This window comes from Erythrobacter sp. GH1-10 (assembly GCF_045363165.1).
Taxonomy (GTDB): domain Bacteria; phylum Pseudomonadota; class Alphaproteobacteria; order Sphingomonadales; family Sphingomonadaceae; genus Erythrobacter.
In genome coordinates, this window is record NZ_JBJFLP010000001.1 from 324,115 (window position 1) to 344,613 (window position 20,499).

General features: G+C 61.3%; 26 protein-coding genes. 13 read left to right on the forward strand and 13 right to left on the reverse strand.

Translation table 11 applies throughout. The annotated features are described in order from the left end of the window. The first annotated feature begins 20 nt into the window (after positions 1–20). Positions 21–2,195: a prolyl oligopeptidase family serine peptidase gene (locus ACI5KX_RS01625; protein ID WP_406808932.1), complete on the forward strand. Its 2,175-nt coding sequence runs from the start codon at positions 21–23 to the stop codon at positions 2,193–2,195. Next, entirely contained in the window at positions 2,192–2,608 is a 417-nt protein-coding gene (locus tag ACI5KX_RS01630) for a (2Fe-2S) ferredoxin domain-containing protein (RefSeq protein WP_406808933.1), read from the forward strand. Before ACI5KX_RS01625 ends, ACI5KX_RS01630 begins: the two co-directional genes overlap by 4 nt. On the opposite strand, the gene ACI5KX_RS01635 is transcribed toward ACI5KX_RS01630, so the two are convergent. Beyond that, a complete protein-coding gene (locus ACI5KX_RS01635) occupies positions 2,605–2,919 on the reverse strand; it encodes a hypothetical protein (RefSeq protein WP_406808934.1) in 315 nt (104 codons plus the stop codon). The two genes, ACI5KX_RS01630 and ACI5KX_RS01635, sit on opposite strands and share 4 nt — an antisense overlap. Before the next feature lie 127 nt (positions 2,920–3,046). Between ACI5KX_RS01635 and ACI5KX_RS01640 the strand changes: the two genes are divergently transcribed. The 3 genes from ACI5KX_RS01640 to xth are packed head-to-tail and all read left to right on the forward strand — an operon-like array spanning position 3,047 to position 4,695. Continuing rightward, complete coding sequence (locus tag ACI5KX_RS01640) at positions 3,047–3,475, forward strand: CBS domain-containing protein (RefSeq protein WP_406808935.1); 429 nt, start codon at positions 3,047–3,049, stop codon at positions 3,473–3,475. 43 nt (positions 3,476–3,518) lie between these two features. Continuing rightward, positions 3,519–3,848, forward strand: coding sequence for an iron-sulfur cluster insertion protein ErpA (gene erpA / locus ACI5KX_RS01645; RefSeq protein WP_406808936.1), 330 nt, complete (start codon positions 3,519–3,521; stop codon positions 3,846–3,848). A gap of 37 nt (positions 3,849–3,885) precedes the next feature. After that, positions 3,886–4,695 carry an exodeoxyribonuclease III gene (gene xth / locus ACI5KX_RS01650; protein WP_406808937.1) on the forward strand — a complete coding sequence of 270 codons (810 nt, stop codon included), beginning with the start codon at positions 3,886–3,888 and terminating at the stop codon, positions 4,693–4,695. A gap of 83 nt (positions 4,696–4,778) precedes the next feature. On the opposite strand, the gene ACI5KX_RS01655 is transcribed toward xth, so the two are convergent. The 10 genes from ACI5KX_RS01655 to ACI5KX_RS01700 form a co-directional block, all read right to left on the reverse strand. Beyond that, positions 4,779–5,447, reverse strand: coding sequence for a cell wall hydrolase (locus ACI5KX_RS01655; RefSeq protein WP_406808938.1), 669 nt, complete (start codon positions 5,445–5,447; stop codon positions 4,779–4,781). A 201-nt stretch (positions 5,448–5,648) separates the two neighbouring features. After that, complete coding sequence (locus ACI5KX_RS01660; RefSeq protein WP_406808939.1) at positions 5,649–5,990, reverse strand: DUF1491 family protein; 342 nt, start codon at positions 5,988–5,990, stop codon at positions 5,649–5,651. A gap of 10 nt (positions 5,991–6,000) precedes the next feature. Beyond that, complete coding sequence (locus ACI5KX_RS01665; RefSeq protein ID WP_406808940.1) at positions 6,001–6,492, reverse strand: PaaI family thioesterase; 492 nt, start codon at positions 6,490–6,492, stop codon at positions 6,001–6,003. After that, positions 6,482–6,943 (reverse strand): PTS sugar transporter subunit IIA, encoded by a 462-nt coding sequence (locus tag ACI5KX_RS01670; protein WP_406808941.1) that lies wholly within the window; start codon positions 6,941–6,943, stop codon positions 6,482–6,484. The genes ACI5KX_RS01665 and ACI5KX_RS01670 overlap by 11 nt, the downstream gene beginning before the upstream one ends. Positions 6,944–7,103: 160 nt before the next feature. Further along, positions 7,104–7,667 carry a ribosome hibernation-promoting factor, HPF/YfiA family gene (gene hpf / locus ACI5KX_RS01675; RefSeq protein ID WP_406808942.1) on the reverse strand — a complete coding sequence of 188 codons (564 nt, stop codon included), beginning with the start codon at positions 7,665–7,667 and terminating at the stop codon, positions 7,104–7,106. A 45-nt stretch (positions 7,668–7,712) separates the two neighbouring features. Then, positions 7,713–8,420, reverse strand: a complete 708-nt coding sequence (gene dnaQ / locus ACI5KX_RS01680; protein WP_406808943.1) for a DNA polymerase III subunit epsilon — start codon at positions 8,418–8,420, stop codon at positions 7,713–7,715. A 42-nt stretch (positions 8,421–8,462) separates the two neighbouring features. After that, positions 8,463–9,062 carry a dephospho-CoA kinase gene (coaE, locus tag ACI5KX_RS01685; protein ID WP_406808944.1) on the reverse strand — a complete coding sequence of 200 codons (600 nt, stop codon included), beginning with the start codon at positions 9,060–9,062 and terminating at the stop codon, positions 8,463–8,465. After that, on the reverse strand, positions 9,059–9,916 hold the full coding sequence (gene aroE, locus ACI5KX_RS01690; protein WP_406808945.1) for a shikimate dehydrogenase: 858 nt from the start codon (positions 9,914–9,916) through the stop codon (positions 9,059–9,061). Before aroE ends, coaE begins: the two co-directional genes overlap by 4 nt. Next, positions 9,913–10,509: a Maf family protein gene (locus tag ACI5KX_RS01695; RefSeq protein WP_406808946.1), complete on the reverse strand. Its 597-nt coding sequence runs from the start codon at positions 10,507–10,509 to the stop codon at positions 9,913–9,915. Before ACI5KX_RS01695 ends, aroE begins: the two co-directional genes overlap by 4 nt. Further along, positions 10,506–11,351, reverse strand: coding sequence for a pyruvate, water dikinase regulatory protein (locus tag ACI5KX_RS01700; protein ID WP_406808947.1), 846 nt, complete (start codon positions 11,349–11,351; stop codon positions 10,506–10,508). The genes ACI5KX_RS01695 and ACI5KX_RS01700 overlap by 4 nt, the downstream gene beginning before the upstream one ends. Positions 11,352–11,682: 331 nt before the next feature. On the opposite strand from ACI5KX_RS01700, the gene hemE reads away from it, so the two are divergent. The 4 genes from hemE to ACI5KX_RS01720 all read left to right on the forward strand — a co-directional run bounded on the left by hemE (position 11,683) and on the right by ACI5KX_RS01720 (position 15,092). After that, positions 11,683–12,702, forward strand: coding sequence for a uroporphyrinogen decarboxylase (hemE, locus tag ACI5KX_RS01705; protein WP_406808948.1), 1,020 nt, complete (start codon positions 11,683–11,685; stop codon positions 12,700–12,702). Positions 12,703–12,711: 9 nt separating this feature from the next. After that, positions 12,712–13,155: a CopD family protein gene (locus ACI5KX_RS01710; protein ID WP_406808949.1), complete on the forward strand. Its 444-nt coding sequence runs from the start codon at positions 12,712–12,714 to the stop codon at positions 13,153–13,155. 180 nt (positions 13,156–13,335) lie between these two features. Continuing rightward, positions 13,336–14,601, forward strand: a complete 1,266-nt coding sequence (gene rho, locus ACI5KX_RS01715) for a transcription termination factor Rho (RefSeq protein ID WP_406808950.1) — start codon at positions 13,336–13,338, stop codon at positions 14,599–14,601. Between the two features lie 98 nt (positions 14,602–14,699). Next, positions 14,700–15,092: a BLUF domain-containing protein gene (locus tag ACI5KX_RS01720; RefSeq protein ID WP_406808951.1), complete on the forward strand. Its 393-nt coding sequence runs from the start codon at positions 14,700–14,702 to the stop codon at positions 15,090–15,092. Here the strand turns inward: ACI5KX_RS01720 and ACI5KX_RS01725 are convergent. Together ACI5KX_RS01725 and ACI5KX_RS01730 are read right to left on the reverse strand one after the other, a co-directional pair. Then, entirely contained in the window at positions 15,089–15,451 is a 363-nt protein-coding gene (locus ACI5KX_RS01725) for a nuclear transport factor 2 family protein (RefSeq protein WP_406808952.1), read from the reverse strand. The genes ACI5KX_RS01720 and ACI5KX_RS01725 overlap by 4 nt on opposite strands. 44 nt (positions 15,452–15,495) lie before the next feature. Then, the gene (locus ACI5KX_RS01730) at positions 15,496–16,194 is read right to left on the reverse strand and encodes a dienelactone hydrolase family protein (RefSeq protein WP_406808953.1); all 699 of its coding nucleotides are present in this window, start codon (positions 16,192–16,194) and stop codon (positions 15,496–15,498) included. A 132-nt stretch (positions 16,195–16,326) separates the two neighbouring features. On the opposite strand from ACI5KX_RS01730, the gene ACI5KX_RS01735 reads away from it, so the two are divergent. From ACI5KX_RS01735 to rsmG, 4 genes are all read left to right on the forward strand, one after another. After that, positions 16,327–16,590 (forward strand): DUF6489 family protein, encoded by a 264-nt coding sequence (locus ACI5KX_RS01735; RefSeq protein ID WP_406808954.1) that lies wholly within the window; start codon positions 16,327–16,329, stop codon positions 16,588–16,590. Between the two features lie 24 nt (positions 16,591–16,614). Then, a complete protein-coding gene (gene mnmE / locus ACI5KX_RS01740) occupies positions 16,615–17,892 on the forward strand; it encodes a tRNA uridine-5-carboxymethylaminomethyl(34) synthesis GTPase MnmE (RefSeq protein ID WP_406808955.1) in 1,278 nt (425 codons plus the stop codon). A 100-nt stretch (positions 17,893–17,992) separates the two neighbouring features. Continuing rightward, positions 17,993–19,858: a tRNA uridine-5-carboxymethylaminomethyl(34) synthesis enzyme MnmG gene (gene mnmG, locus ACI5KX_RS01745; RefSeq protein ID WP_406808956.1), complete on the forward strand. Its 1,866-nt coding sequence runs from the start codon at positions 17,993–17,995 to the stop codon at positions 19,856–19,858. Further along, positions 19,855–20,481 carry a 16S rRNA (guanine(527)-N(7))-methyltransferase RsmG gene (gene rsmG, locus ACI5KX_RS01750; RefSeq protein WP_406808957.1) on the forward strand — a complete coding sequence of 209 codons (627 nt, stop codon included), beginning with the start codon at positions 19,855–19,857 and terminating at the stop codon, positions 20,479–20,481. The genes mnmG and rsmG overlap by 4 nt, the downstream gene beginning before the upstream one ends. The last annotated feature ends 18 nt before the right edge of the window (positions 20,482–20,499 follow it).

A 20,499-nucleotide genomic window follows, 5' to 3' on the forward strand; every position in this document is an offset into this window, starting at 1 on the left:
TAGCACGTTAACCGTGCCCCATGAAATCGATGCACAAGATCGGCGCTACGCTGATAGCGACCGTGTTAGCAGCGGCTCCTGCGGTTGCAGATGGCCACAATTCCGAGACGAGTGATCCCGGTGAACTCTCGGTCCCCGGCGTATCCGTGCCGCCGATGTCGGCGGAAGACCTTGTCACCATGCCTCGCCTAGGCGGGGCGACGGTGGCGATGGATCGCTACGCTGTGTTTTCGGTGACCGAGACCGATCCGGTAACCTACAAGCGTACACCGAAGCACTACGTGATCGATCTTGCCGCAAAGAATGCCAATCCGGTCGAATTCGATCTCGGGATCAGAGCCAACTCGCTCGCGTTCGGTCCGGACCACCTGCTCTATTTTCTGAGCTCCGAGCACCCCGATAAAGATGCCGAGCCACGGTCGCGCCTTTGGCGGGCGGCGATCGAAGGAAACGGGAGTGTTTCCGGCCCGATGCTGGTCGCCGACATTCCCGGCACCGAGATCGCTGGCTTCAAGCTTGCGCCGACCGGAAACGCGGTTGCGCTGTGGGCGGAAATCCCGCGCGACTGCCCGCGTTTCGGCTGCAATGCCGGTACCGATCCGATCGGCTCGGGTCGTCTCTACGAGGGCGATGGCGGCTTTTATCGCCACTGGGACCGCTGGGTCGAACCGGGCGTTTACAACCGGGTCTTCATCTTTGGACTCGAAGAAGGAAAGGCCGTCGGCGATGGTCAGGCGATCGACGGCGGCGAGAATCGCACCCTGATCGGCCATACGCCGACCATGCCGTTCGGCGGCGGCGAAGACATCGCATGGGCACCTGACGGCAGTGGCGTCTATTTCGTGTTGCGCGAGGCGAACGCAGAAGAACCCACTTCGACCGATCTCGACATCTACTTTGCCGAGGCACTCTCGGGCGCCGTAACGGCGCTCACCGAAGAGAACAGAGCGACGGATACTGGCCCTGCCCCTTCACCGGACGGAAGGTACCTTGCCTATCTTGCGATGGCCCGGCCCGGATATGAATCGGACCGGCTTGTCGTCCACTTGCGCAATCTGGAAACAGGTGAAACCCGGGCCCTCACACAGGAGATCGATCTCTCGTTCGGCGACCTGGCCTGGAGCGCCGACGGATCTTACCTGCTCGCAACGGCTGCCGATGTGCTCGATAATCCCGCGTTCCGGATCGATCCGGAAACCGGAAAAGCGACCAAGCTGGACCTGATGGCCGGGAATGAAGCCCACATCGCCAACCTCCTCCCGCTTGCAGGCGACCGGCTGCTGTTCACGCGCGATTCGATTGGCGTGCCGAACGAACTCTACCTGTCCGATGGTCTGGCGCAGGCGCGTCCGCTTACCGACATGGTGACCAGCCGGGTTGGCGCATTGGCATCGACGGTGACGACGCGGTTCAGCTTTCCGGGAGCAAATGGCGATACGGTGTGGGGCCAGATCACACGGCTCGAAAACCAGACCGGGCCGGTACCGGCAATCCTCTATATTCACGGAGGTCCGCAAGGGACCTTCCGCGACGGCTGGTCGAGCCGCTGGAACCCCCGTGTCGTCGCAAGCCAGGGATATGCCGTCATCTCGGTCGATTTCCACGGCAGCGCCGGATACGGACAGGACTTCATGGATTCGATCAACCGCGACTGGGGCGGGAAGCCGCTCGAGGACCTGCAGAAAGGTCTCGCCGCCGCGCTCGAACTCGATCCGCAGATCGACGGCACCCGCGCCTGCGCGATGGGCGCAAGCTATGGCGGCTACATGGTCAACTGGATCGCCGGCCAGTGGGCCGATCGGTTCGATTGCCTTGTCCAGCACGATGGCCTGTTCGACATGCGCAGCTTCTACTATTCGACCGAAGAATTGTGGTTTCCGAAGTGGGATTTCGGCGGATCCTACAGCGATGCCCGCGAAACCTACGAGCGCTGGAACCCCGTCAACCATGTCGACAACTGGCAGACCCCGATGCTCGTGATAACAGGCGAGAAGGATTTCCGCGTCCCCTACACGCAAGGCTTGCAGAGCTTCACCGCGCTACAGGAACGCGGGATCCCATCGCAATTGCTTGTCTTCCCCGATGAAAACCACTGGGTGCTTGGCGCGAAGAACTCGCTGCAATGGCACGACACCGTGTTCGCTTGGCTCGATCGGTGGCTCAAAGAAGCACCCGAGGAGGTCGGCGAGGAATGAGTGATACCGGGTTGCTCGCCGCGCAGACCGCGCTGGCGAAGAAATACGGAAACGCCGCAAATAGCGATGGGATCGAGAGGCACATCTTCCTGTGCGCGCTCTCGGAGAAGCAGAAGTGCTGCTCGCGCGAAGTCGGCGCGATTTCGTGGCAATTCCTGAAAGACAGGTTGAAAGAGCGGGGCCTGGCAGGCCCCAAGCGGACCGAAGAGCACCCGAAGGGCCCCGGCGGCGGTATCCAGAGGACCAAGGCGGATTGCCTTCAGATCTGCGCTTCGGGTCCGATCGCGGTCGTCTGGCCCGATGGCGTCTGGTACCATTCGTGCGTGCCGGAGGTGCTCGACCGGATCATCGAGGAGCATCTTGTGGGCGGCCAGCCGGTCGAGGAATTCCGGCTTACACCGCCGGCCGCCTAGTCGCGGTCCTTGTCTCCGAAAAGCTCGTCGGCGCTGGGCAGGCGATTGTCCACCGATTCGTCATGGCCGGTGCCGTTGGAAAGAAACACCAGCCCCATCAATCCGCCGCCGAGCAGCATGGTGAAGGCGATGCCGAGTGCCACCGCGATATAGAAATGCACCGATATCGCACCATTGAAGGCAAACAGCAGCCCTACAGCAATAGCGACCGTCGCCACAGTTACTGTGAGCAGCAGTCGCATGATCTGGCGGTAGCGCGCCCAGGCGTGCGCCGCGGTTTCCGGATCGTCGAGGGGCGATTTGTTGGCCATGCCCACCACATGTGAGGCCGCGACCCGTAATGCAATGGTTTAGCGGCAGGATGGGCGACAAGCTCTTCGGATTCGCCTTTTCGCTCGGAAAGTGGCATTTTTCTTTCTCAGCAAGGGAGAGTGCCTGATGACCATCGCGAGAATCACTGCCAACCGTTCGTCTACCGACGTCATTTCCTGCGAGGTGACAACACCGGTGCGCGATGCAGTGGCGATGCTCGCAGGCAAACGGATCGGTGCCCTGCCGGTGCTCGACAACGGAACAGTTGCCGGGATCTTCTCCGAGCGCGACGTGATCTACCGGCTGGCGGATGAAGGCTCTGCCTGCCTCGACAAGACAGTCGGCGAGGTGATGACCTCGCCTGCCGTTACCGTGGAGCCAAGCACCAAGATCGACGATGCGCTCGCATTGATGACGAAGCGCCGGTTTCGCCACTTCCCCGTCGTGGAGAACGGAGCCCTCGTGGATTTCGTGTCGATCGGCGACATGGTGAAGCTCAAGATGGACGAGATCGAACAGGAGGCGCAGGCGCTGCGGACTTACATCTCGACCTGAGCGCGCACTTGTGCGCCAAGGGCACGCCTCCTAAATCCACCGTATGGCCGAAACTCTCACCCTTACGCCCGCCGCCGCAAAGCGCGTGGCCTGGATAGCCCAGAAGCAGACCAAACCTGCGATCCTCAGGCTTTCGGTCGAGGGCGGGGGGTGCTCGGGCTTCCAGTACAAGTTCGATCTCACCGACGCGCCGGATAGCGACGATTCCGTCAGCGAAACCGATGGGGTGAAGCTGGTCGTGGATCCAGTCAGCCTCGACCTCGTCGGTGGAAGCGTCGTGGATTTCGTCGAGTCGCTCGGCGGAGCGGCATTCCGGGTCGAGAATCCAAACGCCGCTGCGGGCTGCGGCTGCGGATCCAGTTTCGGGATTTGAGTTAGACCCGGCACGAATTCTGCGGCACTAAGCGGCCATGAAAATCGCGACTTTCAACATCAATGGTATCAAGGCCCGGCTTCCGCGGCTCAAGGAATGGCTCACCGAAACGCGGCCTGCCGTGGCATGCCTGCAGGAAATCAAATCGATCGATGAGAACTTCCCCGCCGAGGAGCTGGAAGAGATCGGCTACCATGTGCTGACGCACGGCCAGAAGGCGTTCAACGGGGTAGCAATCCTCACCGATGGCGAGGCGGGATATGAACCGCCGAAGGAGGTCCAGCGCGGGCTCGGGATCGACGGACCGAAGGACGGTGAAGGCGAGCAGGCGCGCTATCTCGAAGTGGATGTGGTACGCGACGGACAAACGACGCGGATCGTGTGCATCTACCTGCCCAACGGCAACCCGCACCCCGGCCCGAAGTTCGATTACAAGCTGGCGTGGATGGAGAAACTGCGCGCCCGGATGGAAGAGATCTGGGCCGAAGAGGTTCCCGCCGCGGTCCTTGGCGATTTCAACGTGATCCCCGAGGACAACGACGTCTGGTCGATCAAGGCAATGGCATCGGATGCGCTTATGCAACCTGAAAGCCGCGCGGCCTATGCCCGGCTGCTGGCCGACGGCTGGACCGACGCGGTGCGCACGCTCAATCCGCGCGGCGGAGTGTGGACCTATTGGGACTATCAGGCCGGGGCCTGGCAGCGCGACCACGGCTTTCGCATCGACCACATCCTGTTGTCCCCCGAACTCGCGGATCGGTTGCACGCGGTCGGCGTCGACAAGGAACATCGCGGACGCGAGAAGGCGAGCGACCACGCACCGGTCTGGGCTGTCTTGAGGGGCTAGAAAAGAAACGGGCTCCCGAGTGGGAGCCCGCAAGTGCAAGCACCTGCCCGCATGGACACGACATCTGGTCGCGTATGGCAGGTTTACCTGTAGAAAATATGCGTATCGATCTGCGCAGTGCGGACCTTGCGTCGGCTCCACGTCGGTCGGACATAATTGGCGTGAAAATAGACGGCATCGCCGGCTTCCGATTCCCACATGCCATCGTGCGCGATCTTTGCGATCGCCTTGGCACGTTCCCAAGCGGCAGAGCCCGTCCTGATCCGCGGCATCCGCCCGTTCTTCACGAACGAGAACTGCGCGCGCTGGTACACCACGCCGCAATAGGATGCGGGCCAGCGGCTGTCTTCCGAGCGATTGATGACGACCTGCGCCACGGCCAACTGTCCGGCCAGCGGCTCGCCGCGCGATTCGAAGTAGACCGCGCCGGCCAGGCACCGCATTTGCTCGCTCAGCTGTTCTGGTGCATCGACCTCGTGCACGAGCTCGGCCAGCGACGCTGCATCAAAGGTCAGTTCCGCATTATCGAAGTCGTCGTCCTTGCCGATCGGCTGGACCACTTCTTCGGACACGAAAACCGTCGCATCGGGCATGACCTCGACCATCTCTTGCGCGGTCGATTCGGTTTCGGGCGCGGCCTGGAGGGCGGCTGCGTCCTGGGCAAATGCTCCGGCACCGTCGGCGCTGGAGAAACTCAAGCCTGCTGTCGCTGCGATGGCGACAGCACTCAATGAATAAGTCTTGCGACTCATCGGATCTTCTTTTTGTGCGGTGAGCGAGCTCCGACGCAGGTGGGAACCTGTTGCGATTATACGCTGGTTGTTTGGTGGTTCGTCCTAAGGCCTGCCGGCCGCCCCCCGTCTGCGTGCTGGTCCCGCGGCCGAATTGCCACTTCGCCAGCCTGCGCACCTGGAAGCTGCGGGCGAACTAGTCACATTTGAAACTATGTCAAGTTAACACGGCAGAAGTGCGATGAAGCGTTCTGCATCGGCGACATCCACCTCGACAACCCAGATATCGGGGTCCTGACTGGCTCTCCGATCGAGATATCCCGTAAATTCCATAGGGTTTTCAGAATCTTGCTCTTTCGTAAGCACGAATGCACGAGTCCCGTCGAGCTGTGGCATTCGTTCGTAAAGCTTTGCGTTTTCACCACGATACATGGTTACCACGAGCAAGGTACCGGCATCGCGTTCGCCCTTGTACAGGACGGTAGCCATCCCGCCGTGTGATTCGGCGAGGCGGATGAGGCTGGAAACCTCGAGATGTGCAGGGAGGCGGACAGATTCGCTCATCGGCGACCGATCATCGCTGAGGTGTGTAGCCGGGAAGGCTCGAAAGCGCGATGCGCGAACGCATGAAGGTCCCTGTGCCGCGTCCGATCTCGTCGCCTTCGGCATCGATAAGGCGTGCCTCTGCCACGAACACCCGACGGCGACCGCTGACCCAGCGCCCTTCGGCGATCACCTCACCGGTGCGGACTGGCTTGGTAAAGTGGAGGTTGAAGCTGGTGGTCAGAAGAAAACGGTCGGTCGCGAGCGTGTTGGCAGCATAGAAGGCCGCATCGTCGAGCATCTTGAAGTAGATCGTACCATGCGCCGCGCCTGCTGCATGGTAGGACGCCTCATCGACCATGAATGTCAGCCGCGAGCGACCCTCGCCGGTGATCTCCAGCTTTGAATCGAATTTTCGATTGATCGGAGCGGAGACATAAAGGCGTTCGAGCGCACGATAATGAAGCTCCGCCCCGGTCGGCTGCGAGGCCGAGGAACTATCGACCGGATCGTCAGGCGGCATCGCGCAGGAATTGATTTGTCATCAAAGCGAACATCGCTTCACGGTCGGGCGCGTCGATCAGCGCCTGGATCATGGTCTCGTCGCGCATCAGCCGCGAGATCGCGGCGAGCGCGTGCAAATGGGTCGCTCCGGCATTGTCGGGGGAGACCAGCCCGAAGATCAACGAGACCGGCACAGCATCGGCCGCCCCGAAATCGACCGGCTGCTCCAGCTTCAGGAGCACGAGGGTGGGGCGCTTCACTGCGGCGCTGCGACAATGCGGGATGGCGACGCCGCGTCCGAAACCGGTGCTGCCCAACGCTTCGCGCTGCTCGAGTCCCTCCAGCACCTCGGTCTGGTCGAGCCCGTAAACCTCGGCGAACGCTTGCGAAATATGCGCAAGAACCTGGCTTTTGGTTTCAAGCCGGTCGATCGCGACGGCCTCCGGCATCATGGTGATGTTGACGTCCATTACGAATTCAAGATCCCGAATCAGTTTCGCCCGCATGGGGCACTCAAACCCTCGCACACGCAGGTTATCGCCGCTGACGGGGTGGCGCGGCGCCTATCCTACGGTTCGTGGAGAACCACTTGAGTATCCCGCCGTTCTCCCAAACAACAGGAATGTGGCCCTAGCGCGGCTCAACCCAACCGATCGAGCCATCGGCGCGGCGATAAACCATATTATGCCGACCAGTGCCAGCGTTTTTGAAAAACAGTGCCGGTGTGTTGCGGAGGTCGAGCATCATCACCGCATCGGCGACGGTCCCGGTCGGAATGTCGACGCTGGTTTCGGCAATCACGGGCGGTGCGTCCGCCGTGATTTCCTCTTCTCCTTCGTCAGCAGCGAAAATCGTGTAGGCGGCCTCTTCTTCGGCTCGCGCATGGTTGGCGCGCTCATGACGATCGGTGAGGCGGCGTTTGTAGCGGCGCAGCTGCTTTTCGATCTTGGCCGCCGCATCATCGAGCGCGACATGGGCATCGTGCGCATTACCTTGCGCCTTCAGGATCGTGCCGTGGTTGACGTGGGTGACGATATCGCAAGTGAAAGCGCCTGCCGGAGCTTTTCCGAATGTCACATGCGAAGACAGAGCGCGGTCGAAATACTTATCGACAATTCCGCCAAGGCGATCGGCAGCGTGTTCCTGCAAGGCGGCACCCGTTTCCACCTGGTGGCCCGAAATCCGGATATCCATCGTCGCTCGGTCTCCTTTCGTTGTGTACTCAGACGAGCTTAGCGCTCAGCGAGCCCAGATCGCGTTCTCGATCCCGGCGATAAATTCCTTATGGCGCGCGATTTCTTCCGGCGAAGCGCTGTGCGGACGAGGTTCGCGATGGGGCCGGGCAGGTTTCCCGTCGGACATCCCGCGCTCAAACGACACGGTCTGGCTCGTTATCTCGACTTCGATCGTTTCCGCGGCAAGTTCGAGCCCGATCTGCCGCCCGCCGGTGAGTTCGACATAGACCTGCGCAAGCAGCTCGGCATCGAGCAAGGCGCCGTGCTTCACCCGGTGGCTGCGATCGATCCCGTAGCGGGTGCACAGCGCATCGAGCGAAAGCTTCGCTCCGGGATGCCGTTTGCGCGCGATCGCGACGGTATCGACCATGCGGTCCATCGAGATAGGTTCGCGACCGATCCTCTCGAGTTCGGCATTGAGGAATCCGAAGTCAAAACCGGCGTTGTGCGCCACGAGCGGCGCATCGCCCAGGAATTCGAGCAATTCATCAGCGGATTCGGAGAATTTCGGCTTGGTTTCGAGGAAGGAGATCGAGAGTCCGTGCACCGCTTCGGCAGCGGAGGGCATGTCGCGTTCGGGATTGTAATAGGCGTGATAGGTGCGGCCCGTTTCCACCCGCCCGACCATCTCCACGCAGCCGATCTCCACCATCCGGTCCCCGGTCTTGGGATCTAGGCCAGTGGTTTCGGTGTCGAAAACGATCTCGCGCATCGAGTCGGTTATTCACCCAAGTTCGGCGGAGCGCAAGAGGCGCTATTCGCGGCTTGCGGACAGTTGCTCGATCAGCGCTACGACCTGCGCCTCGGTTTCTTCGAGGCTGGTGCCGGTATCGATCACATGATCGGCGCGCTTGCGCTTTTCCGCGTCGGGGACCTGCAGCGAGAGAATGTGCTCGAATTTCTCTTCGGTCATTCCCTGGCGCGCGAGGACCCGCTTGCGCTGCTCTTCTGGAGGAGCCGAGACGACGACGATGGTATCCACCGCCTCGTGCCCACCGCGCTCGAACAGCAGCGGAATATCGAAGACGAGGATTGGCGCATCGGCATTGTCGGTGAGGAATTGCGCGCGTTTGCGGGCGACGGCGGGATGGACGATCGCCTCGAGCCGGGTCAGCGCCTCGCGGTCGCCGAACACAAGCTTCCCGAGCGCGTCGCGGTTAACCCCTTCCGCTCCTGTCGATCCAGGGAACGCCTTTTCGATCGCTGCGATCAGCTCTCCATCGGGGCCCTGCATCGCTCGCACCTCTGCGTCGGCATCGAACACCGGAACGCCCGCGCGCTCGAACATGTCGGCCACGGTCGATTTCCCCATTCCGATGGAGCCTGTCAGGCCGATGATGAGTGGCCGGGTCATTTGGTCAGCAGCTCAGTCAATTGCGCATCATCTTCGCGGGGTGGGATTGCGCCATAGAACTTCTCGAACGCCACCGCTGCCTGGCCGATCAGCATGGCCAGGCCGTCGATCGTGGCGTGCCCGGACGCGCGTGCCGCCTTGAGAAACGGGGTGTCCACCGGATCGGTGACGATATCGTAGGCAATGCTGCCCGGCGGCGCATGACTCCAGTCGAAGGCGAGCGGCGGATTGCCGCGCATTCCGAGCGGAGACGCGTTGATGACGAGGTCGAGGCAACCCTCGCGATCGTCGAAGGCGAAATCGGTCGGCTGGGCGAAGTGCGAGAGCTGGATAGCGTGGTGTTCACCGTCCGGCGCAAGCTCGTCGAGCAGAGCGCGCGCTTTGGCAGGATCCCGCCCGGCCACGACGAGGGTGAAACCGTTGTCGGCGAGCGCGGCAATGATCGCCCGGGCCGCGCCGCCTGTGCCAATGATGCGGGCCATGCGGAACAAGTGCTGCGATTCGAGCATCGGCATGAGCGGCTCCAGAAAGCCGGGCGCATCAGTGTTGAAACCCTTCAGCGAGCCATCCTCGCCGCGAACGACTGTGTTCACAGCGCCGAGCTTGCGAGCTACGGGGTCGAGCGCGTCGAGTTCGCCCAGGATCGCCTGTTTGTGCGGCATGGTGACGTTGCACCCAATCCAGCTACCGTCGCTACGCCGTTCGGCCAGGTAATCGCGCAAGCCTGCGCTCTCCACAAGGCGCGCCTTGTAGCTTCCCGGGATACCGAGCCTTTCTAGCCAGAAGCCATGAATCAGTGGCGATTTCGACTGCGCGATAGGATCGCCGATGACATGGGCGTAGGGAGCGTTCATGCAAGCAGCACACCGTGTTCGCGAAGCGCGCCAAGCAGCGGAAGCAGTGGCATCCCGAGCACAGTGAACTGGTCACCCTCGATGCTGTCGAACAACTGCACGCCCATCGCCTCGATCCGGAACACGCCGACGGTAAAACCCACCGCGGGCCATTCATGCTCGAGGTAGTGCTCGATGAAGTCATCCGAAAGCGCGCGAACCGCAAGGCGCGCGATGTCGGCATGTGCCCATTCGCAGGTGTCCCCGCGGACAAGGGCCGCCGCGCTGTGCAATTCCATCACCTTGCCCGAGAAGAACCGCAGGTGTTCAGCGGCATTCTCGCGAGAAGTCGGCTTATCGAACCTCGTCCCATCGACAACCACCAGGGAATCGCTACCAAGGACGAATGCTTCGGGATGATCCGCGGTGAGGGAGGCTGCCTTGGCCACGCTCAGAGCCTCGGCGATCTCGGGCGCCGAAGCGTCGTCGAGGTTCTGCTCGATCGCGCGTTCGTCGATATCGGCGGGGATCGCTTCATAGGTCACACCCGCGGCATCGAGCATTGCCCTGCGCGAGGCGGATTTCGAAGCGAGAATGAGCGGCGGCTGCGTCATATCGGTTTTGACATGAGATCGGGCTGACCGTTCTGACGCTTGCGTTCCTGCACAAGCCGGATGATGGCCGCCGCGCTTTCCTCGATCGAACGACGGGTCACATCGATCACCGGCCAGCCATTGTCGGCGAACATCCGCCGCGCGAATTGCGTTTCGGACTTCACCTTCTCGCTGTCGACATAAGAGGTCTCGGTACCCTCGTTCAGCGACAGCAGGCGGTTGCGGCGGATCTGGACCAGCCGCTCAGGTGCGGTTGTCAGTCCGACCACGAGAGGGTGGCGCAGCCTGAAAAGGCTGCCAGGCGGAGGACTTTCGACCACAAGCGGGATGTTCGCGACCTTGTATCCGCGATTGGCCAGATAGATGCTGGTTGGCGTCTTCGAACTGCGGGAAACGCCTGCGAGCACGATATCGGCTTCTTCCCAGTCCTCATGCCCGACACCATCGTCATGCGCGATGGTGTACTGGATCGCTTCGACGCGTTTGAAATATTCCTCGTCCATCAGATGCTGGCGACCGGGTCGTCCATGGGCCTCCTGGCCGAGTTGGGATTCCAGCGCTGCGGTTACTCCATCGAGCACAGGTACCGCGGGCAGTCCGAGATGGCGGCAATGTTCCTCTAGCCTCGCGCGCGTGTCGGCGTTCACAAGAGTGAACAGCACCAGGCCCGGATTGTCGGCGAGATCGGGAACGATCCGGTCGAGATGCTGCTTCGATCGCACCATCGGCCAGAAATGGCGTGCGACCTCGGGATCGTCGAACTGAGCCAGCGCCGCCTTGGCGATCATCTCCAGCGTTTCCCCGGTGGAATCAGAGACAAGGTGGAGATTCAGGCGGTTCATCGGGTGGTCGCGATTGCTTTTCTACGCTTGTGGATACTCGCGGGCATAAACCACGGGAGAGGACCGTTCACAAGCATGGGAGCGATTTTCATGCCCGCTGACCGGGTCGCAGCGGGCCGGTTTCTCTACACGGGACAGCGCATATCGACAGGCTGGGGACAACGAGGAAAGATTGCGCTTGACCGCCTGCGTGTGCAGAGTCGCAAAGCGTCAAGGGGCTGTTCAGCACGGGAGAAATCGGGCAGTTGTCGGTAATTCCCGCTTTCCACAGGGCCAACAGACTCCATCATCTCTTTTATAAATATAATTATTATTGATTAGAGGAACACGTATGCCGGGCCCGTTGCTCGAAACTCTCAAAGGTACGAAACAAGATGTCGCTCCGGTCTGGCTCATGCGCCAGGCGGGCCGTTACCTTCCCGAATATCGCGAACTGCGCGCCGAGAAGGGCGGTTTTCTCGAACTGGTCTATGACAGCGAAGCGGCGGCGGAAGTCACTGTCCAGCCGATCCGTCGTTTTGGGTTCGATGGAGCGATCCTCTTTTCGGATATCCTGATCGTGCCGCATGCGATGGGGCAGGGGCTCGAATTCCAAAAAGGGGAAGGGCCGAAGCTCAGCCCGACACTGCTCGAAGCCGAACTCTCGGACTTCACCAAAGCGAAGGAGCGCTTCGACGCAGTCTACGAAACCGTACGGCTGACCCGCGAGCAGATCGCAGACGATGTGACGATGCTTGGCTTTGCAGGGTCACCCTGGACCGTCGCGACCTACATGATTGCCGGCGAAGGGTCCAAGAACCAGGAGCCGGCGAGGCTTCTCGCCTATCGCGATCCGGCGCGCATGCAGGCGATTTGCGATGCGATCATCGAAACCTCGATCGAATATCTTCGTGGCCAGATCGATGCGGGGGCCGAAGCGGTGCAGCTGTTCGACAGCTGGGCCGGCAGTCTCGCCCCTGACGAATTCGAACGCTGGGTGATAGCGCCGAATGCTACGATCACCGCGGCGATCAAGGAATCGCATCCCGATACGCCGGTGATCGGTTTCCCCAAGGGTGCGGGCGCGAAGCTTCCTGCCTATGCGCGCGAGACCGGGGTGGATGCGGTCGGTCTTGACGAAACGCTCGATCCCGCGTGGGCCCATGCGAGCCTTCCAGAGGGAATGCCGGTGCAAGGCAATCTCGATCCTCTGCTGGTCGAAGCGGGCGGGCCGGCTTTGCCCGATCGGGTGCGCACCATCCTCGATGCCTTCGGAGACCGGCCGCACGTGTTCAATCTTGGCCACGGAATCGGTCAATTTACGCCGATCCAGCACGTCGAAGAGTTGCTTGCGGCCGTGCGGGGCGGGTAAGGCGCGGCCATGCAGGACTTCTTCGTATCGATCTATCTCTGGCTGAAGATCGGCCATGTCATCTTCATGGTCTTCTGGCTTGCGGGGCTGTTCATGCTTCCGCGCCAGTGCATCTACATTCTCGATCATGCACCCGGTTCCGAAGGCGAGGCCAAGTGGGCCGAGCGGATGGGCAAGCTGCGGACAATCATCCTGACGCCGAGCCTGTTGGTGGTATGGGTGCTTGGCCTGGCCATGGCCTACACGATGGGATTCTTCAGTTCGGGCTGGCTGCACGCCAAGTTGACGCTGGTTCTGGTCCTCAGCGGTTATCATGGATGGCTGGTGGCGCAGTCCAAGAAGATGGCGCGCGGCGAGCGGCCGCTGAGCGAAAAGACCCTGCGGATGATCGGCGAGGTGCCGGGTTTGCTGCTCGTGCTCATCGTCGCGCTGGTGTATCTGAAGCCATTCTGACATTTGCCGATTGACCGGCACCCAACCGAATTCTATTTCATCTCCATCACCCGGTAAGGGCTGAGCGACCCCGCACAGCCCCGTCTGCTTTCTCCAAGCCCAGCCTCGGATCCTGCGAGGCGCCTCGTCCACAGAGGTACTGACGAACCGGCCAATCATTTTTACTCTGGAATAAAACCAATGCATCTCAAAGACTTAAAGCAGAAGACCCCGGCCGAACTCGTCCAGATGGCGGAAGAACTCGGCGTCGAGGGTGCATCAACCATGCGCCGCCAGGACCTGCTGTTCAGCATCCTGCGCGAACTCGCCGAAGACGAGGAATACGAAGAGAAGATCATGGGAATCGGCACCATTGAGGTGCTGCAGGATGGCTTCGGCTTCCTGCGCTCGCCCGAAGCGAACTACCTTGCCGGGCCGGACGATATCTATGTTTCACCCAACCAGATCCGGAAATGGGGATTGCGCACCGGCGATACGGTCGAAGGCGAAATTCGCGCGCCGAAGGAAGGCGAGCGCTACTTCGCGCTGACAAGCCTTGCATCGGTCAACTTCGAGGATCCGGCACAGGTTCGGATGCGGACCAATTTCGACAACCTTACGCCGCTGTATCCCGATCAGAAGCTGAATCTCGACACGCTCGATCCGACCGTGAAGGACAAGTCCGCGCGGGTGATCGATATCATCGCGCCGCAGGGTAAGGGCCAGCGTGCGTTGATCGTCGCGCCGCCGCGCACCGGTAAGACGGTGCTGTTGCAGAACATCGCCAAGGCGATCACAGACAACCATCCCGAGGTGTTCTTGCTCGTGCTGCTCGTCGACGAGCGTCCCGAGGAAGTCACCGACATGCAGCGCAGCGTGAAGGGCGAGGTGATTTCTTCGACTTTTGACGAGCCCGCCAATCGCCATGTCCAGGTCGCCGAAATGGTGATCGAGAAGGCAAAGCGCCTGGTTGAACACAAAAACGATGTCGTGATCCTGCTCGATTCGATCACGCGTCTGGGCCGTGCCTACAACACCGTGGTCCCGAGCTCGGGCAAGGTGCTGACCGGCGGTGTCGATGCCAACGCGCTCCAGCGTCCGAAGCGTTTCTTCGGTGCGGCACGCAATATCGAGGAAGGCGGCTCGCTCTCGATCATCGCCACCGCGCTGATCGATACCGGCAGCCGTATGGACGAGGTAATCTTCGAGGAATTCAAGGGCACGGGCAACAGCGAAATCGTGCTCGATCGCAAGGTCGCCGACAAACGCATCTTCCCGGCGCTCGATGTCGGCAAGTCCGGCACCCGCAAGGAAGAATTGCTGGTCGAGAAGGATATCCTTTCGAAGATGTGGGTCCTGCGCCGCATCCTCATGCAAATGGGTACCATCGATGCGATGGAGTTCCTGCTCGACAAGATGAAGGATTCGAAGACCAACGAGGACTTCTTCGAGACCATGAACCAGTAAGGAAAAGGCGGTGGATTCCGGTCGTCGCTTTGCGGGGCCGGAACCCCATACGCTGACCGATTGGCAAGCGCGCCCGTCGGGTCTAAGGCTCCTCACCAATGCTAAGCCAGTATCTCTACATCAGCACCGCTCCCAGCCTGTCCCGCGAGGAGGTCGATTCGATCCTCGCGAGCAGCGCGCGCAACAATCCGGCGAACGGGATCACCGGACTCTTGCTCTACAACGGCCGGAACTTCCTCCAGCTTCTCGAAGGCGAGGAAGCCGATCTCGTCGGCCTGATGGTGCGCATCACCCACGATCCGCGCCACACCGGCATTTCGATGCTCGAGCAGCGCAAGGTGAATGAACGCTCCTGTCCGGATTGGGCGATGAAGCGTGTCCTGATTGCCGAGAGCGTCGAAAAACGCCGCGAGATTCTCGAAGCCGAACTCCCCAAGGGCCTCGATGATCAGATCCGCAAGATCATCATGAACTTTGCGGTCCTGAACTAGGTTTTTTGCCGCTCCAGCTGCGCGGCCATCATTTCCCAGACCTTGTTGACGGCCTTGAGTGGCCTGACCATAACCTTGAAATCCTTGATCAATCCGTCATCGTCGAAGGTGATCATGTCGATCCCGTTGACGTGGATGTCGTCCATCTCGGTGGTGAATTCGAGCACTGCGGTAGTGCCGTCGACCATTTCGCGGAGGTAGCGGAAGCTGTCATTGCCGAGCGTTTGCCCTGCCGCACTGAGGTAGGCGACGACAATTTCGCGACCCTCCTGCGGTGTATGGACCACCGGGGAATGGAACACGGCGTCTTCACGGATGATGGCGGCAAGCGCATCGGGTTTGCTGCCACCTTCTGCCATCTTATGCCAACGGGCGAGGGCGGTGTGAGCATCCATGGCTCGGATCAGCTCAGATGCTCGGAGAAAAAGGCTGCGGTGCGCTTATCGGCAAGCGTTGCAGCCTCCTCGTCACGGCGTTTGCCGAATTCCGTCGCAAAGCCGTGATCCAGGCCTTCGTAGTCGTAGAGGGTGACACGCGGATGATCGTCGAGCCCTTCATGCATCGCCTTTTGTGTATCCTTATCGACGAACCCGTCCTCGGTGGGGATGTGGAGCAACAGCGGATTTGAGATCGCATGTTTCTCGCGCAGCAAGCCATCGATACCGACCCCGTAGTATCCGACTGACGCATCCACGTCGGTGCGAGCTGCAGTCATATACGCGAGGCGACCGCCAAGGCAGTAACCGACGCAGCCCACCTTCGCGACGCCCATTTCCCCGCGGCTGCGGTGGATTGTGGCTTCGATATCGCGGATGCCCTGATCCTGGTCGAACTTGCCCATCAGATCGAGCGCCCGCTGGAACTCGGGCTCGATGTCGGGATCGAGCTCGACGCCGGGTTCGAGCCGCCAGAAAAGGTCGGGCGCGACTGCGAGATATCCATCTTCGGCCAGCCTGTCGCATTTGCGGCGGATGCCGGCATTCACACCGAAGATTTCCTGGATGACGACGATCGCGGCGCGGGGGTTGTCCGCAGGGCGCGCGACATAGGCGTTGAAAGTCGAATCGCCGGACAGGGTGGGGATCGATACGGTCTCGCTCATGGGGGTCCTCTCGTGGTTTTACCTGGATGTCGAATCGCGGTCTATCGATTGCAGGTTGGCTTTGCCAAACCCAAATGTCACAAACAGTCAGATTGACACATTCAGAGTGTCCCATGCGAGGGGAGTGGCCCGATGAAAATCAATATCGAAATCGATTGCACGCCGGAGGAGGCGCGCAACTTCATGGGTCTCCCTGACGTAAGCGAGGCCAACAGCATTTATGTCGACAATATCGCGAAGGCGATGAAGGGTGTGAGCAACCCGGCCCAGATGCAGGAATTCGCACAAGCTTTGGCTCCGATGGGGCAGATGGGACTGAAAATGTTCCAGAATTTCGTCGAAGGCGGGATGCGGGCCGGATCTACCGGGAAGTCGGGTAAGAGCGACGCCGACTGATCCTCGGTCCAGGAAGACCCGTCAATGTCGGACACGATTTTTGCCTTGTCGAGCGGGCTTCCGCCTGCTGCGATCGGTATCGTTCGTGTGAGCGGCCCCAAGGCCGGTTCGGCGGTGAATGCCCTTGCCGGGCGCGAGTTCGAGCCGCGGAAGGCAAGTCTCGCCAAGTTGCGCGACAGCAAGGGACGTTTGCTCGATGAGGCGCTGGTGCTCTGGTTTCCGGGGCCGCAGACGGTCACCGGAGAGGATTTCGCCGAGTTCCATTGCCATGGCGGCCGCGCAGTGCTCACCGCAGTGCAGCGGGCGCTGGGCTCGATTGATGGCTTGCGCCCCGCCGAAGCGGGTGAGTTCACCCGGCGCGCTTTCGCCAATGGCAGGATCGATTTGGCTGAATCCGAAGGGCTCGCCGATCTGCTAGCCGCGGAAACCGAGCTTCAGCGCGCTGCGGCGATCGCCAATGCCAGCGGGATGTTGTCCGGCCAGGTTGAAGGATGGCGCACCCGACTGCTCGAGTTGTCCGCGCAGGTCGAGGCAGCTCTCGATTTCTCGGACGAGGACGACGTCGAAGCCTTGCCCGATGAATTTGCGCGGAATGTCGAAAGTCTCAGTCGGGAAATCGATGAATGGCTGGACAGGCCAAGGTCGGAAAAGCTTGGGGAGGGCTTTCGGATCGTGCTCGCCGGCCCACCGAACACTGGGAAATCGACACTTTTCAATGCGTTGGTGGAGAGCGAGGCGGCCATAACTTCCCCGATCGCAGGGACCACCCGTGATGTGATCGAGCGATCGGTTGCGATTTCCGGTGTCCCCTTCGCCTTCGTCGATACCGCCGGACTGCGCGAGGGCGGCGGGGATGAGATCGAGGTCATCGGCATCGATCGCGCGCGCGGGGAATTGGCGCGCGCAGACGTGATCCTGTGGCTTGGGGAGGAGGGCGGAGGCCCGGATGGTGCGTGGGAGATCGCAGCCCGGTCCGATGCCGATGATTACCTGTCCAAGAGCAAGGCGAGGCACATTGTCTCTGCAAAGACGGGGGAGGGTCTTTCCGGCCTTAAGCTCGACTTGGTCGAACATGCGCTCGCAGTCCTGCCGAAGGCCGGGGAGGCGACGCTCAACGCTCGGCAACACGCGCTCCTGTCCGAAGCAGCGGTATCGCTGAGTTCTTCTCGAAACCACTCGGATCCTCTGCTGGTTGCAGAGGACCTCCGGCTGGCCCGATTGGCGTTTGATCGCCTGATCGGACGGGCCACCACCGAGGATATGCTCGATGCGCTTTTCGGGCGTTTCTGCATCGGAAAGTGAGCGGTGTCGCCGCATCTGTTGTTTCACGTGAAACATAGCGATCTGTCGCGCATACAATCAGCTTTTGACGCGGGTCCCTCGGCACACTATTTGCCTCGCCATGCACACTTTCGAGGTTCTGGTTGTCGGCGGCGGTCACGCCGGTGTCGAAGCGGCCTGCGCCGCTGCGCGCATGGGTGCGCGCACGGGCTTGGTGAGTTTTGATCTCGACGCAATCGGAGCCATGAGCTGCAACCCGGCCATTGGGGGGTTGGGCAAGGGGCACCTCGTGCGCGAGGTCGATGCGCTTGATGGGGTTATCGGCCGAGCGGCAGACGCCGGTGCGATCCACTACCGTATGCTCAACCGCTCCAAGGGCAGCGCGGTCTGGGGGCCGCGTGTGCAGGCCGACCGTGTGCTGTTCAAGGCGGCGGTCCAACAGGTGGTTCGAAACCAGGCGAACCTGTCGCTGATCGAGGGTGAGGCCGCTGCGCTCATGCTAGAGGGCGGGGTGGTTGCGGGGCTTGAACTGGCCGACGGGACGCAGTTGCGCGCCCCTCGGGTCATCCTTTGTACGGGCACATTCCTCGGCGGCGTACTCTTTCGGGGTGAGGAGCGGTTCGAAGGCGGGCGGATCGGAGAGAATGCCGCAAAAAGGTTGGCCGAGCAGCTACGGCATGCCAACCTGCCGATGGCGCGGCTCAAGACCGGTACACCTCCACGTCTCGACGGAGGGACTATCGACTGGGCGAGCCTCGAGGAGCAGCCGTCCGACGCAGACGGCTGGACCATGTCGCCACTTACCAACAGGCGCGCCAATCCGCAGATTTTCTGCGCAATCACGCGCACGACACAGGCTTCGCACGATGCGATCCGTGCCAACCTCCATCGTTCGCCGCTGTTTTCGGGCGCGATCGATGCGGCTGGACCGCGCTATTGCCCTTCGATCGAGGACAAGATTCACCGCTTCGGCGATCGCGACGGGCACCAGGTCTTCCTTGAACCGGAAGGCTTGCGCACGCATCTGGTCTATCCCAACGGAATCAGCACTTCGCTGCCTGTCGATGTCCAGCTCGATATGCTTCGTGCGATGCCGGGTCTCGAGCGGGTCGAGATGGTCGTGCCGGGCTACGCGGTCGAATACGATCACATCGATCCACGTGCGCTGACTCCGGACCTTCAGTTGAAGGCGATCCCCGGCCTTTACTGCGCCGGCCAGATCAACGGGACTACGGGTTATGAGGAAGCTGCAGCTCAAGGTCTTGTGGCCGGGCTCGAAGCCGCGACTGCCGAACTGGGCAAGAAGGGGCCGAAACTCGACCGTGCGAACTCTTACATCGCGGTGATGATCGATGATCTCACGCTCCAGGGTGTCAGCGAGCCTTATCGCATGCTTACCGCGCGGGCCGAGTATCGCCTGCGCCTGCGGGCGAACAATGCCGGGACGCGTTTGACCGCCCTGGGTATGGAGGCTGGTTGTGTAGGCGATGAGCGTCGCACATGGTTCGAGCAGCGGGAGCGGCACCGCGAGACGATCGGTGAAGCCTTTGCGCGGGATGTGCATGCGCGCGAACTCGCCGATGCGGGGCTCAACGTACGCCGGGATGGCGGTGAGAAGAACGTTGCCGAATGGCTGCGGCACGACGGGATCGATCTCGGAACACTTTCCCCTTGGCTCAAAGATATCAGTCTGCTCGATCCGATCCTTGCGCAGGAAATGGCCGAGGATGCGGCCTATGCGCCGTATCTTGCTCGGCAGGATGCGGAATTGCGCGATTTGCGGGCGAGCGAAGAGCTGCCATTGCCGTCGGACTTTCCCTATTCCGAGGTTCCCGGCCTTTCGAATGAGATGGTCGAGCGGCTCAGCAGGGCTGCACCGAGCACCCTGGCTGCTGCAGGGCGGGTGCCCGGAGTGACACCTGCCGCGCTCTCCGCCCTGCTTGTCCAGGCGCGCCGCTATCAGCAATCGGGTAGTTTCGCTGCGTGATCGATACCGAAGAGCAGGCCCGTGAGTATGTGGGTGGAATGGCAGATCGGGTTGCTATCGAGAGGCTTGAACGCTTTGCCGAGCTCCTGATCGAGGGGAACCAGCGGCAAAATCTCATCAGCAAGGCGTCCGAAGCGCAGGTGTGGCAGAGGCATATCGCCGACAGCGCGCAACTGCTGCAGCATGTTTCACGTGAAACACTCGATCACACTCGCGGCGAGCCATGGCTGGATCTGGGCACGGGAGCGGGCCTACCCGGCCTGGTCGTCGCGGCGCTTCTTCCCGATTTTCCGGTTCGGCTGGTCGAATCGCGCGCTCTTCGTGTCGAATTCCTGCGCGATTGCTGCGAAAAGCTCGAATTATCGCGTTGCGAGGTGCTGCATGATCGCATCGAACGGATCGAGCCGTTCCCGGTCAGTGTCATTTCGGCACGCGCCTTCGCTCCACTGGACAAACTCCTCCGCTTATCCGCACCCTTCTCCACAGAGCGCACGCGCTACGTCTTGCCCAAAGGGCGCTCGGCAGCGCACGAATTGGAGAAGCAAAAACCGTCGATTCGGAAGATGTTCCACGTGGAACAATCATTGACCGATCGCGATGCGGGCATCATCGTGAGTGTCTGATCCATCGCGAGATGCACC